The sequence below is a fragment of the Allorhizobium sp. NPDC080224 genome, assembly GCF_050281005.1.
In the GTDB taxonomy this organism is placed as follows: Bacteria; Pseudomonadota; Alphaproteobacteria; order Rhizobiales; family Rhizobiaceae; genus Allorhizobium.
Window position 1 is genome coordinate 320,373 of record NZ_JBNNWJ010000001.1, and the last position, 12,422, is coordinate 332,794.

Below are 12,422 nucleotides of genomic sequence, written 5' to 3' on the forward strand. Positions count from 1 at the left end.
TGTGGAGGAGGAAGCCATGTCATTTGAAACCCTGCTGATCGAACGGCGCGACCGTGTTGCGCTGGTGACGCTGAACCGGCCCCAGGCGCTGAATGCCCTGAACTCGACGGTCATGCGCGAGCTCAGCCAACTCTTGAGCGAACTACAGGCCGACGTGACCGTCGGCGCCGTGGTGCTCACGGGCTCGGAAAAGGCCTTCGCTGCCGGTGCTGACATCAAGGAAATGCAGTCGCTTGGTTTCGTCGACACCTATACCGGTGACTTCATCGGCGGATGGGATCACATTGCCGGCTTCCGCAAGCCCTTCATCGCTGCCGTCTCCGGTTTTGCACTCGGCGGAGGCTGTGAGCTCGCCATGATGTGCGACTTCATCATCGCCTCGAAGACTGCAAAGTTCGGCCAGCCCGAGATCACCCTCGGCATCATTCCCGGCATGGGCGGCTCGCAGCGCCTGACCCGCGCCGTCGGAAAGGCAAAGGCCATGGATCTCTGCCTGACCGGTCGCATGATGGATGCCGCGGAAGCGGAAAGTGCCGGTCTGGTAGCGCGCGTTGTCGAGCCCGAGCGCCTGCTGGACGAGGCGCTGGAAGCCGCGGCCAAGATTGCCTCCTTCTCTCTCCCGTCAGTGATGATGGCGAAGGAAGCCGTGAACCGCGCCTTCGAGCAGACCCTGGGTGAAGGATTGCGCTTCGAGCGCCGGCTGTTTCATTCCCTGTTTGCGACCGAGGATCAGAAGGAGGGCATGGCGGCCTTCGTCGAGAAGCGGAAGCCCGCCTTCAAGCACAGATAAGCGCAAGGGAAGGCGCGTTATCTGCAGAATCCGCGTTGACGCATTCGCGCTTTCCCGCTATATGCCCGCCCACGGTTGGGAAAGCCGATGCGCTTTTCCCATGAAACAGCTCCCCAAGTGCTGGTATGGCAGGTCGCAACGACCCGACGCGGCGATGGTGGGCTTTGGTTTGAATTCGAGAGAGGCATCATGGCCAACACAACTTCGGCGAAGAAGGCGACCCGCAAGATCGCTGCCCGTACTGCAGTCAACAAGGCTCGTCGTTCGCGGGTCCGTGGTTTCATTCGCAAGGTCGAAGAAGCCATCGCTTCCGGCGACGCTGCTGTCGCCAAGGACGCCCTTCAGGCAGCTCAGCCTGAGATCCAGCGCGCTGCCACCAAGGGTGTGGTTCACGCTAACACGGCATCGCGGAAGATCTCGCGTCTGGCCGCTCGTGTGAAGGCCCTGGCTGTCTAATTTTAGACACCTTTCTGACATTTTTCGAAGAGCCTGGCGTCGCGCCGGGCTTTTTCTCGTTGTTGCTTACGATTATTGAAAATTGATGTTTTAGAGTTTTCTGCTGCGCTGCATCTTGTCAGTCCGATGACATGAAAAAAACAATGATTTCATATGGTTGTCGGAGGTGCCGCCGAGCGGGGTACCTTCTTGCTGGGGCGGATTGGCCCCCTTACGAGTCAAGAGAAATTTTATTTTTTCGCATTGCCAACGCCTCATCTTGTGCCCGTTTGGGAATCTCGTTGATTCAAAAGCGATTCTTTTTCGCCCGAATGTGACGCTAAAATGAAGTACGAAGAGTCAATGGTCCAAGCGCCCGATAGCCTAAAAATCGGTGTTGATCTTGGCTTTTGATCCTGCCTTAATGTTTCTCAGCAAGAGGCCAGCCAATGGCCGAAAACGACGGTCCGGACGGCAGCAATGTCATCGTGACATGTCGCTCTTGCCGGGGCGGAGTGTTTCCATTCCGTTTTCTCATAAAGTGATCGACATTGCATCGGAAACTTGGCTGTTTCCGCGTGATGGCGGTTTTGCGCCTTGATGGTGGCCGGTGGCCACGACAAGGACAAGGATATGCGGCATGACGAGGATGCCGCATGTATGGGCACTGCGATTGTCGTGAGGGGGCGATGGCAAGTTGAGCCGGCTTTTGGCTGAAGTCGGCACGATGTGTTCGGGGACTGTCGATCCCCTGGGATCGACGAGAGATGAAGCGGCTGTCGGGCGGCAATGGACGCGCCCGGCACCTGGAATGAATTTGGAAGGCGGCAAAATGCATATGAACTCTATGACGGCCGGTGCGTTGGCGAACGGGGACAATGCACATTCGGCGCTCGGCGCCGCATGCTCCGAAGGGGCAGGAGACAATGCCGAGATGAAGCATGATGCTCTGTTTGAACGTTTCAGCAAGCGGTTGAAGGCTCAGGTTGGTGTGGACGTGTACCAGAGCTGGTTTGGGCGCCTGAAGCTCCATTCCGCATCGAAAAGCGTGGTACGCCTGACCGTACCGACAACCTTTCTGAAGTCTTGGATCAACAACCGTTACCTCGACCTGATCACGTCGATCTTCCAGGCTGAAGATCCGTCGATCCTGAAGGTCGAAATCATGGTGCGCAGCGCCAGCCGCAGCACCCGGGGCCCTGTCGTCGAGGAGCGTTCGGTCGGATCGGAAGTCAGCCAGCCGGCTTCGCCGCGCAAGGCCGGACCGCAGACCGTCGGCCATATCGCCTCGGCCCAGACCCAGGCACCGTCGAACGCACGTACCACGCAGGCAGGTCCGCTGTTCGGCTCGCCACTCGACAGCCGCTACACCTTCGATGGTTTCGTGGAAGGTTCCTCGAACCGCGTGGCGCTCGCCGCTGCCAAGACGATCGCTGAGGCCGGTGCCGGCGCCGTGCGCTTCAACCCGCTCTTCATCCATTCCTCTGTCGGCCTCGGCAAGACGCACCTGTTGCAGGCCATCGCCAATGCTGCGATCCAGAGTTCGCGCCAGCCGCGCGTTGTCTACCTGACCGCCGAATACTTCATGTGGCGTTTCGCAACCGCGATCCGCGACAATGATGCCCTGACGCTGAAGGACTCGCTGCGCAACATCGATCTCCTGATCATCGACGACATGCAGTTCCTGCAGGGTAAGATGATCCAGCACGAGTTCTGCCATCTCTTGAACATGCTGCTCGACAGCGCCAAGCAGGTCGTCGTCGCCGCTGACCGTGCGCCTTGGGAACTGGAATCGCTTGATCCGCGTGTCCGTTCGCGCCTCCAGGGTGGCGTTGCCATCGAAATGGAAGCGCCTGACTACGACATGCGCCTCGACATGATGAAGTCGCGGCTCGACGTCGCCCGCAAGGACGATCCGTCGATCGACATCCCAGCCGAGATCCTGGAGCATGTTGCCCGCAACATCACCAGCAGCGGCCGCGACCTGGAAGGCGCGTTCAACCAGCTGCTCTTCCGCCGCTCCTTCGAGCCGAACCTGTCGATCGAGCGCGTGGACGAACTGCTCGCTCACCTCGTCGGCGCCGGTGACCAGAAGCGCGTTCGCATCGAAGACATTCAGCGCGTTGTCGCCCGCCATTACAACGTCTCGCGCCAGGAACTGGTGTCGAACCGCCGCACCCGCGTCATCGTCAAGCCACGCCAGATCGCGATGTATCTGTCGAAGACGCTCACCCCGCGCTCCTTCCCGGAGATCGGCCGTCGCTTCGGTGGTCGTGACCACACGACGGTCTTGCACGCGGTTCGCAAGATCGAGGAACTGATCTCGGCCGATCAGAAACTGTCGCAGGAAATCGAGCTTCTGCGTCGTCTGATCAACGAGTAAGCCTCCAAGCCGAACGTATAGTGCCACCGCGAATGCCATCCGGCGCGCGGTGGCTTTTTTGTGCCCGCGCGCCGTTTCAGGCCCTGGCGATCGCGATGATCTCGGGGCTGGTCTCGGAATAGGGGCTGCGATCCCACCAGCCGCGCAGGTCGACCTCGACAAACCCGGCAGTCCGGAGAAGGCGCTCGATGGCCTCGGCGGGCGCAAACCTCAGCCGGCTTTCGCTGACCAGCGTCTCGTCCGTGGCTTCGATCGTGAAGACCGCATCGAAGGTTACGTGTTCACCCTCGGCATCCTTGATCTGGTAGTAAACGTCGACCGGCCCGATGCCGGTGATGACCCGCTGTTCATGCGTCTTCTCCCGGGTCCAGCCTTCCCAGGCTCTGTTCAGCGGATTGCGGCTTTCGAGGATCAGCTTGCCGCCAGGCGCCATGTGCCGGTGAATGTTGCGCAAGGCAGCCAGGGTTTCGGCATCGTCGGGAAAGACCTGGAAGACGTGTCCCGTCATGATGGCGAGGTCGAAACGAGCAGGGAGTTCAAAGGTTGAGGCCGTCGCCTGGACCCAGTCGACAAGACAATACTCATCCTTAGCGCGCGCGACCTTCAGCATGCCCTCTGCCGGATCCACACCCGTGACCTTGTGCCCGCGCCGCGCCAGCCTCAGCGTCACCGATCCCGTGCCGCAGCCGATGTCGAGGACACGGCAGGGCGCTTCGGGGAAGTTTTCATAGAAATCGCCGTCTTCGCCATGATGGTTGAAGGCGTCGTAGAGGCGGGCCATGTCGAAGCGGGCAAAGGCGGGATCGACCGGCATCGTCGCTTCTCCTCAGCAGGCAAGATCCGCGACGACGGCGTCCAGGATCAGCATGCCCGGCGGCGTGCAGCGAAGCCGCGAATTGCCGAGCCGCTCGATGAAACCCTGGTCGAGCAGAAACTGCTCCTTGTCCGGATCCGGATCGCGGCCGGAAAGCTGCTGCCACCGGGCAAGGTCAACACCCTCTCGCAGGCGAAGGCCCATGAGCAGAAGCTCGTCGGCCTGCGCCTCGTGATCGAGCTCTTCGCGTTCGATAATGCCGTGACCATTCTGCTCGACGGCCGTAAGCCAGGTTTCCGGATGCCGCTCGGCGACCGTTGCAATCTTGGTGCGACCCTGGGTGAGGCGTCCATGGGCGCCTGGACCGATGCCGGCATAGTCGCCATAACGCCAGTAGGTCAGGTTATGGCGGCTCTCCGCGCCCGGGCGGGCGTGGTTGGAGACCTCATAGGCAGGGAGTCCTTCACGCGCGGTGATATCCTGCGTCGCCTCGTAGAGTGTGGCGGCATGCTCGTCGTCGGGGACAATCAGCTTGCCCGCCTTGTGCAGACCGTAAAATGCTGTGCCTTCCTCGATCGTCAGCTGGTAGAGCGAGAGATGGTCGACCGCGTAGGAAATCGCTTCCTTCAGCTCCCTCTCCCATGCTTCCACCGTCTGGTTGGGCCGGGCGTAAATCAGGTCGAAGGACATGCGCGGGAAGATCTCGCGCGCCAGTCGGATGGCTTTGAGCGCATCCGCCACGTCGTGCAGTCGTCCGAGGAACCTGAGGTCCGGATCGTTCAGCGCCTGCACCCCAAGCGAAACACGATTGACGCCGGCTGCCCGGTAGCCGTGGAAGCGGGTCGCCTCGACGCTGGACGGGTTCGCCTCCATGGTGATCTCGATACCATCGGGCATATGCCAGTTGGCCGCAATGCCGTCGAGGATCGCGCCGACCGTCGAGGGATCCATCAGCGATGGCGTACCACCGCCCATGAAGACGCTGGTGACGGTCTTCGGCCCGGACATGGCCCGCACAGACTTCAGTTCGGCGAGAAAGGCGGCGACAAAGCGCGCCTGATCGACCGGCTGGTGCCGCACATGGCTGTTGAAGTCACAATACGGACACTTGGCCGCGCAGAAGGGCCAATGCACGTAGACCCCGAAACCGGGCTCGCCAGTGTCGGGCAGGAGCGTGAAAGGCCGTTCGGTCAAGGCGTCATGCCTCCAGGCAGGTTTCGACGAAAAGCTTGAAGGCCCGGGCACGGTGCGACAGAGCCTCCGCATCACCCGGCTTCCAACCGTGCTTCTCGTCCGCCGTCATCTCGCCGAAGGTGCGCGTATGTCCCTCGGGCTGGAAGACCGGGTCATAGCCGAAGCCGGCGGTGCCGCGCGGCGGCCAGGCAACCACGCCCTCGACCTCGCCACGGAAGAATTCCGTATGACCATCCGGCCAGGCGAGGCAGAGCACGCTGACGAAGCGACAGGTCCTCTGAGCCGCATCCGTCGCGCCGCGCTCTTGGAGAGCCTTCTCGACCTTCTCCATTGCCATCTGGAAGTCGCGGCTGCCATCCTCGCGCTCGGCCCAGTTCGCCGTGTAGACGCCCGGAGCGCCGTCGAGCGCATCGATGACGAGACCACTGTCGTCGGAGAGCGCAGGCAGCCCGGAAGCCTTGGCAGAAGCGAGTGCCTTGATCGCGGCATTTTCCTCGAAGGTCGTGCCCGTTTCATCTGGCTCGACGAAATTCAGGTCCTTGGCCGATTTGGCAGAAAAGCCGAAGGGGCCGATCAGATCGGCAATTTCGGCGATCTTGCCGGCATTGTGGCTGGCAACGACGATGGTTCGGGTATCGAGTTTGCGCATGCGATAGGTCCGTTCAAGAAGTCCAAAGGGTGCGGGTTGCGCATTCCAGGCTGTTTCCGGCCGGATCGCGGAAGTAGATCGAGCGTGCGCCGTTCGGCCATGTCAGTTCGGATTCGACCGGTATACCGGCCTCCTGCAGCCGACTGCGCATGGCGTCGAGATCGTCGTCACGGACGATGAAACAGACATGGCCGGGCCCCTTTGCCCCGTGGGTTGGGACAGGGAATGGGTCGTCGGCTATGGGCTTTTCCGTTTCTGCCGGATTGAAGATCAGAAGGACTCCGGGCCCGCAGCGATAGAAGATATGCCGGTTGCCACCACGACGGATCTTTTCAAGGCCGAGGACGCTGTCATAAAACGCCTCCGCCTTGTCCAGATCGTCCGCATAAAGTGCGGTTTCGAGTATCCCGTCGATCATGCGGCCCTTCTTCTCAGCCGATCGCCTGTTTCTGCAGTGCCACCAGTTCGTCGATGCCGTTGCGTGCCAGACCGAGGAGCGTCAGTAACTCTTCCTGGCTGAACGGCTTGCCCTCTGCCGTGCCCTGGATCTCGACGATGCCGCCGGAGCCGGTCATCACGAAGTTCGCGTCCGTTTCGGCAGCCGAGTCCTCCAGATAGTCGAGGTCGATCACCGGCTGGCTTGCGAAGATGCCGCACGAAACGGCCGCTATATGATCCTTGAGGACCTTCTCGACCTTGATCATGCTGCGCGCTTCCATCCATTTCAGGCAGTCATGCAGGGCAATGAAAGCGCCGGTGATCGCTGCCGTGCGCGTGCCGCCATCCGCCTGGATAACGTCGCAGTCGATCGAGATCTGGCGTTCACCGAGGGCCTCGAGATCGACGATTGCCCGGAGCGACCGGCCGATGAGGCGCTGGATTTCCTGCGTACGACCGCTTTGCTTGCCCGAGGCGGCCTCGCGCTTCATGCGGTCGCCGGTGGCGCGTGGCAGCATGCCGTATTCCGCCGTCACCCAGCCTTTGCCGGAATTGCGCAGCCACGGCGGGGTCTTTTCTTCCAGGCTCGCCGTGCACAGCACATGCGTGTCGCCGAACTTCACCAGGCAGGAGCCTTCTGCATGCTTGGAAAAGTTGCGCTCGAACGAAACCTTGCGCATTTGATCGGTTTTTCTGCCGGATGGCCGCATTGCAATCTCCTGGGTTGTCAGTTGCCTTCTAAGGATCGAGCAGCGTATTTGCAAAGAAAAACCATGCCGCAGCGCAGAGAGCCTCGTGCGTGGCGAAATACCCCTTGGTCATCGTGGGAGCAGTGACTATATTTCCAGCATGAAACTTCTGAGATCATGTTCGCTCCGATAATGGCATCACCGAAGACGACCGTCGCAGACGTTTCCGCATCCCTGGACGATCGCTCCCGGGAGGTCTTTCGCCGTATCGTCGAGACCTACCTCGACAGCGGTGATCCGCTCGGTTCGCGCAATCTTTCGCGCCTGCTGCCCATGTCGCTGTCGCCGGCCTCCGTGCGCAACGTCATGAGCGATCTCGAAGAACTCGGCCTCATCTATGCGCCGCATATCAGCGCCGGGCGCCTGCCCACGCAGGCCGGCCTGCGCTTCTTCGTCGACGCCTTCATGCAAATCGGGGATCTTTCCGAAGGCGAGCGGGACGAAATCGAACGTCAGATCAGACCTTCCAGCGCCGATCAGCCGATGGAAGCCATGCTGACCGAGGCAAGCCGCATGCTGTCCGGCCTGTCGCGCGGCGCAGGCCTCGTCATCTCGGCGAAGAACGACCCGGTGCTGAAGCATGTCGAATTCATCCGGCTCGAACCGACCAAGGCACTCGCCGTCCTCGTCGGAGAGCATAACCAGGTCGAGAACCGGATCATCGAACTGCCGGCAGGCGTGACCGCCTCGCAGTTGACCGAAGCGGCCAATTTCCTGAACGCCAACCTGACCGGCCAGACTCTGCGCGAACTGCGTGGTCAGATCGAAAACCTGAAGGCCCAGGTGGCGACAGAGCTCGACACCCTATCCCAGGATCTGGTCGAACGTGGCCTCGCCGTGTGGTCGGGCGAAGTGGCGGAAAAACAGCCGGCCCGCCTTATCGTCCGCGGTCGCGCCAATCTGCTCGAAGGTCTGGCCGGCTCCGAGGACATCGATCGCCTGCGCCTGCTCTTCGACGATCTGGAGCGGAAGGAGAGCTTGATCGAAATCCTTGATCTGGCCGAAAGCGGCCCGGGGGTCCGGATCTTCATCGGATCGGAAAACAAGCTTTTCTCGCTTTCCGGTTCCTCGTTGATCGTAGCACCCTATCGTGATGGCGAAGACCGTATCGTCGGCGCCGTCGGCGTGATTGGTCCGACCCGCCTCAACTATTCGCGTATCGTGCCGATGGTCGATTACACCGCACAGCTGATGGCGAGGCTCTCGCGCGGCGCGCGGTAAGCCAATTTCCCGACAAACCCTTGATTTTTTCTCGTCAAACCCTGATATCGGGCACGCATTCGAAAGCTCTGAGCTTCGAAAACGAGACATCATCCGGAGAACGTCATGACCGAAGAAACCAACAAGAACGGACCTGACGCGGCAGCTACCGAGGCAGAAGCAACCGCGACCAGCGAAGAAGGGCAGGTTGCGAACGAAAGCGAGGCCGGGTCCGCGCAGGAGATTGATCCGATCGACGCATTGAAGGCAGAAAATGCCGATCTGCGCGACCGCTTCCTGCGTCTGGCGGCTGAAATGGACAATCTGCGCCGCCGCACCGACCGCGAAATCAAGGATGCCAAGTCCTATGCGGTGACCGGCTTTGCCCGCGACATGCTGTCCGTATCCGACAACCTGCGCCGCGCGATCGAGACGCTGCCGGAAGAGGCCCGCGCTGCCGCTGACGCGACCCTCACCGCTCTGATTGAGGGCGTTGAAATGACCGAGCGCGGCATGCTGGCAACGCTCGAGCGCCATGGCGTGCGCAAGATCGAGGCTGAAGGTCAGAAGTTCGATCCGAACTTCCATCAGGCGATGTTCGAGGTGCCGAATCCGAACGTGCCCAACAACACGGTTGTCCAGGTCGTTCAGGCTGGCTACGCCATCGGCGAGCGTGTATTGCGTCCGGCGATGGTCGGTGTTGCCAAGGGCGGCCCGAAGTCGGAAGCTGCAGCCGAGGATACCGCGAAGGCGTGATCAGCCGTGATCTCGCGTGAATAAAACAAAAGCGCCCCGAGAGGGCGCTTTTTTATTGTCTGGACTTGAATGCAGTCGCTCAGGCGGCGTTCGACGCCTGTTCCTCGTTGAGGAAGGTGTAGATCGCGGAGGCCGACTCAGTCGCCCTGAGCTTGGCCACCAGGTCCTGGTCGCGCAGCACGCGCGCAATGCGTGACAGGGCCTTGAGATGATCCGCCCCGGCACCCTCTGGCGCGAGCAGCAGGAAGACCAGATCGACTGGCTGATCGTCGAGCGCTTCAAAATCGACCGGCGTTTCGAGTCTCGCGAAGACACCCGTGATCTTGCTGATCTTGTTAAGCTTACCATGCGGGATGGCGATGCCGTTACCCACGCCTGTCGAGCCGAGACGCTCGCGCTGCAGGATCACGTCGAAGATTTCCCGTTCCGGAATGTCGGTAAGCTTGGAGGCCTTGGCCGCAAGTTCCTGAAGCAGTTGCTTCTTGGAGTTCACCCGGAGAGCCGGTACGACAGCATCCTGCTGCAGCAAATCTGCCAATGCCATATCAATGTCCTTCATGCCTCGGATCGAGGAGCGGGCGGCTGCCTCGCGCAGCCGCCCAAGCCGATCTTCAGCCTTTGATGTTGGCGGAATCGATCCACCCGATATTACCGTCATTGCGACGATAAACGATATTCAATTGTTCACTTCCCGGGTTTCTGAACAGAAGAACCGGGTCGTCGGTCATGTCGAGAGCCATAACTGCGGAAGCGACGGACATGGTCCGAAGTTTCTTGGTGCTCTCGGCAACGATCGTCGGCGCATAGTCCTCGGGAAGTTCCTCGTGATCCTCGTCGACGGAATCCATAACCGTGTAGGCGACCTCGATCGACGGGTTCTGTGCTTCTCCCGCGTGATGATCCTTCAGCTTGCGCTTGTAACGGCGCAGGCGCTTCTCGACGCGCTCGAAGGCGGTGTCAAAGGCCACTTGCGGATCATTGGCCTCACCTGCGGCATGCAGGTTTGCGCCGGTATCGAGATGCACCAGGCAATCTGCCGCGAAGCGCGACTGCGACTTCGAGACGACCACTTGCCCGGAATACCCTCCGTCGAAGTATTTGGTAACCGCATCCTGGATTCGATCTTCGATCCGCTGCCGGAACGTTTCGCCGATTTCCATCTGCTTGCCGGATACACGCACACTCATGGAGTTTCCCTTCTTATGATTGGTTGCGTATCCATTTTACGCCAAGCGACGGCCGCGTCCAAGCTTTTCGAACGGTTAGGTTAGTCTGTGCCTTCGTTTGTCGGGCGTCGTCGAAGGATCTTTCCTTCGGTTGACAGTGTGCGCTGTCGATTGCGGCGCGCTTCTAGCCGCCCACGGCGAAAGAGTCAATCTCCTGTTAATCTTTCGGGCGGGAAGTGGCCGTCAGCCGGCGGAAACCTTGGCCATGGCGCGCTTTTCGCGACGCCTCTGGACGGAAGAAGGGATATTCATCGACTCACGATATTTGGCCACGGTGCGCCGTGCGAGGTCGACGCCCGATGATTTCAGCTGATCGACAATATCGTCGTCGGACAGCACGGCTTCGGGGCTTTCCTTTTCGATCAGGGCGCGAATGCGATGGCGTACGGCTTCCGCCGAATGGCTGTCGCCGCCTTCCGCCGAGGCGATCGACACGCTGAAGAAGTATTTGAGTTCGAACAGCCCGCGGGGCGTGAGCATGTATTTATTCGTCGTCACGCGACTGACGGTCGATTCGTGCATCTTGATGGCATCGGCGACCGTTTTCAGGTTCAGTGGCCGCAGGTGATCGACGCCTTGGTCGAGGAAGGCGGACTGCTGGCGCACGATCTCGGCTGCGACCTTGGTGATCGTGCGGGCGCGCTGGTCGAGGCTGCGCGTGAGCCAGTTGGCATTCTGCAGGCATTCCGACATGAAGGCCTGGTCGGGAGCCTCCTTGGATGCCCCTTGGCGCCCAACGGCGGCCATGTAGGTATGGTTGACGAGCACGCGGGGAAGCGCATCCGGATTGAGTTCGACCTGCCAGCCTCCGAGCCCGTCGGGACGCACGACGATGTCAGGCGTCACGGATTCGCTGACCGCATGCTCAAAGCTGCTGCCCGGCTTTGGATTGAGCTTGCGGATCTCCGACAGCATGTCGACGAGGTCTTCCTCGTCCACGCCGCAGATCTTCTTCAACGCGGCAAAATCGCGCTTGGCAAGCAGTTCGAGATTGTTGACGAGGCCTGCCATCGCCGGGTCATACCGGTCACGTTGACGCAATTGGATCGCCAGGCATTCGCTGAGGCTGCGCGCAAAGACCCCGGCGGGCTCGAGCGTTTGCAGGGTCACGAGAACCGCCTCGACATTCGCATGGCTCAGGCCGAGGCGAGACGCCACCTCGTCGAGGTCCGCGCGCAGATAGCCTGCTTCATCGAGATGGTCGATCAGCACGGAGGCGAGCAACTGATCGGAGGCCGACGTGAGCGCAAAGGGAACTTGCTGGTTCAGGTGATCCCGGAGGCTGACCTGCCCGGCAACGAAGTCGTCAAGGTCATAGCCCTCGCTTCCGTCGCCGGACTGACCCGGCATTGATTTCCATTGCCCAAGCAGTTCCGGCGCATCGGGCCGTTGCAGGGAGCCTTCGTCCGCGAAGGCGGTATCGTAATTCGTATCGAGTCGGTCGTTCAGGCGCTCGCTCGCGCCATTCTCATACCAGTCGCTGTCGAGCGATGGAGAAGCGCCTGTTTCGTCGGAGGCGGCCTGGCTTTCCTGGGCCGTGTTGCCGTGGCGATCGGCATTGTCAGGCAGGTCGCCGCCCAAATCGCCGTCATCTGCCGCCATTTCGAGCAGCGGATTCCGCTCCACTTCCTGCGCGATGAACTGCATCAGTTCGAGGTGAGTCATCTGCAACAGCTGAATCGACTGCATCAGCTGGGGAGTCATCACCAGGGCCTGGCTTTGTCGCAGGAACAGATTGGCGGATAAGGCCATGACGGACGCTCGACTCCCCGCAATCCCGCCTTTTCT

At 60.8% G+C, this 12,422-nt stretch carries 13 protein-coding genes; 5 read left to right on the forward strand and 8 right to left on the reverse strand.

Going from position 1 to position 12,422, the window contains the following annotated elements; genetic code table 11:
- Window positions 1-16: 16 nt before the first annotated feature.
- The 3 genes from ACQKP1_RS01610 to dnaA all read left to right on the forward strand — a co-directional run bounded on the left by ACQKP1_RS01610 (window position 17) and on the right by dnaA (window position 3,608).
- Window positions 17-790, forward strand: a complete 774-nt coding sequence (locus ACQKP1_RS01610; RefSeq protein WP_427273957.1) for an enoyl-CoA hydratase — start codon at window positions 17-19, stop codon at window positions 788-790.
- A gap of 189 nt (window positions 791-979) precedes the next feature.
- Window positions 980-1,246, forward strand: coding sequence for a 30S ribosomal protein S20 (gene rpsT / locus ACQKP1_RS01615; RefSeq protein WP_006724980.1), 267 nt, complete (start codon window positions 980-982; stop codon window positions 1,244-1,246).
- Between the two features lie 811 nt (window positions 1,247-2,057).
- Window positions 2,058-3,608 (forward strand): chromosomal replication initiator protein DnaA, encoded by a 1,551-nt coding sequence (gene dnaA, locus ACQKP1_RS01620; protein WP_427273958.1) that lies wholly within the window; start codon window positions 2,058-2,060, stop codon window positions 3,606-3,608.
- A 76-nt stretch (window positions 3,609-3,684) separates the two neighbouring features.
- Here dnaA and ACQKP1_RS01625 read toward each other — a convergent pair whose 3' ends face one another.
- The 5 genes from ACQKP1_RS01625 to rph are packed head-to-tail and all read right to left on the reverse strand — an operon-like array spanning window position 3,685 to window position 7,413.
- Window positions 3,685-4,422: a class I SAM-dependent methyltransferase gene (locus ACQKP1_RS01625; RefSeq protein WP_427273959.1), complete on the reverse strand. Its 738-nt coding sequence runs from the start codon at window positions 4,420-4,422 to the stop codon at window positions 3,685-3,687.
- 12 nt (window positions 4,423-4,434) lie between these two features.
- The gene (gene hemW, locus ACQKP1_RS01630; protein ID WP_427273960.1) at window positions 4,435-5,616 is read right to left on the reverse strand and encodes a radical SAM family heme chaperone HemW; all 1,182 of its coding nucleotides are present in this window, start codon (window positions 5,614-5,616) and stop codon (window positions 4,435-4,437) included.
- A gap of 4 nt (window positions 5,617-5,620) precedes the next feature.
- Window positions 5,621-6,265, reverse strand: coding sequence for an RdgB/HAM1 family non-canonical purine NTP pyrophosphatase (gene rdgB, locus ACQKP1_RS01635; RefSeq protein WP_427273961.1), 645 nt, complete (start codon window positions 6,263-6,265; stop codon window positions 5,621-5,623).
- Window positions 6,266-6,278: 13 nt separating this feature from the next.
- A complete protein-coding gene (locus ACQKP1_RS01640; protein WP_427273962.1) occupies window positions 6,279-6,683 on the reverse strand; it encodes a VOC family protein in 405 nt (134 codons plus the stop codon).
- A 13-nt stretch (window positions 6,684-6,696) separates the two neighbouring features.
- Window positions 6,697-7,413 carry a ribonuclease PH gene (gene rph, locus ACQKP1_RS01645; protein ID WP_427273963.1) on the reverse strand — a complete coding sequence of 239 codons (717 nt, stop codon included), beginning with the start codon at window positions 7,411-7,413 and terminating at the stop codon, window positions 6,697-6,699.
- A gap of 171 nt (window positions 7,414-7,584) precedes the next feature.
- Here rph and hrcA point away from each other — a divergent pair, with 171 nt between their 5' ends.
- Window positions 7,585-8,673 carry a heat-inducible transcriptional repressor HrcA gene (hrcA, locus tag ACQKP1_RS01650; protein ID WP_006724973.1) on the forward strand — a complete coding sequence of 363 codons (1,089 nt, stop codon included), beginning with the start codon at window positions 7,585-7,587 and terminating at the stop codon, window positions 8,671-8,673.
- A 105-nt stretch (window positions 8,674-8,778) separates the two neighbouring features.
- On the forward strand, window positions 8,779-9,408 hold the full coding sequence (gene grpE / locus ACQKP1_RS01655) for a nucleotide exchange factor GrpE (protein ID WP_203019297.1): 630 nt from the start codon (window positions 8,779-8,781) through the stop codon (window positions 9,406-9,408).
- Between the two features lie 79 nt (window positions 9,409-9,487).
- Here grpE and ptsN read toward each other — a convergent pair whose 3' ends face one another.
- The 3 genes from ptsN to rpoN form a co-directional block, all read right to left on the reverse strand.
- The gene (gene ptsN, locus ACQKP1_RS01660; RefSeq protein ID WP_054151256.1) at window positions 9,488-9,952 is read right to left on the reverse strand and encodes a PTS IIA-like nitrogen regulatory protein PtsN; all 465 of its coding nucleotides are present in this window, start codon (window positions 9,950-9,952) and stop codon (window positions 9,488-9,490) included.
- A gap of 67 nt (window positions 9,953-10,019) precedes the next feature.
- Complete coding sequence (gene hpf, locus ACQKP1_RS01665; protein WP_054149161.1) at window positions 10,020-10,595, reverse strand: ribosome hibernation-promoting factor, HPF/YfiA family; 576 nt, start codon at window positions 10,593-10,595, stop codon at window positions 10,020-10,022.
- 222 nt (window positions 10,596-10,817) lie between these two features.
- Window positions 10,818-12,386, reverse strand: a complete 1,569-nt coding sequence (gene rpoN / locus ACQKP1_RS01670) for an RNA polymerase factor sigma-54 (protein WP_427273964.1) — start codon at window positions 12,384-12,386, stop codon at window positions 10,818-10,820.
- Window positions 12,387-12,422 lie beyond the last annotated feature (36 nt).

Excerpts from the sequence above, each read along its gene's own strand:
- ACQKP1_RS01610 (WP_427273957.1), top strand. The coding sequence starts at position 17 with ATGTCATTTGAAACCCTGCTGATCGAACGGCGCGACCGTGTTGCGCTG.
- rpsT (WP_006724980.1), top strand. The coding sequence starts at position 980 with ATGGCCAACACAACTTCGGCGAAGAAGGCGACCCGCAAGATCGCTGCC.
- dnaA (WP_427273958.1), top strand. The coding sequence starts at position 2,058 with ATGCATATGAACTCTATGACGGCCGGTGCGTTGGCGAACGGGGACAAT.
- ACQKP1_RS01625 (WP_427273959.1), bottom strand. The coding sequence starts at position 4,422 with ATGCCGGTCGATCCCGCCTTTGCCCGCTTCGACATGGCCCGCCTCTAC.
- rdgB (WP_427273961.1), bottom strand. The coding sequence starts at position 6,265 with ATGCGCAAACTCGATACCCGAACCATCGTCGTTGCCAGCCACAATGCC.
- ACQKP1_RS01640 (WP_427273962.1), bottom strand. The coding sequence starts at position 6,683 with ATGATCGACGGGATACTCGAAACCGCACTTTATGCGGACGATCTGGAC.
- rph (WP_427273963.1), bottom strand. The coding sequence starts at position 7,413 with ATGCGGCCATCCGGCAGAAAAACCGATCAAATGCGCAAGGTTTCGTTC.
- hrcA (WP_006724973.1), top strand. The coding sequence starts at position 7,585 with ATGGCATCACCGAAGACGACCGTCGCAGACGTTTCCGCATCCCTGGAC.
- grpE (WP_203019297.1), top strand. The coding sequence starts at position 8,779 with ATGACCGAAGAAACCAACAAGAACGGACCTGACGCGGCAGCTACCGAG.
- ptsN (WP_054151256.1), bottom strand. The coding sequence starts at position 9,952 with ATGGCATTGGCAGATTTGCTGCAGCAGGATGCTGTCGTACCGGCTCTC.
- hpf (WP_054149161.1), bottom strand. The coding sequence starts at position 10,595 with ATGAGTGTGCGTGTATCCGGCAAGCAGATGGAAATCGGCGAAACGTTC.
- rpoN (WP_427273964.1), bottom strand. The coding sequence starts at position 12,386 with ATGGCCTTATCCGCCAATCTGTTCCTGCGACAAAGCCAGGCCCTGGTG.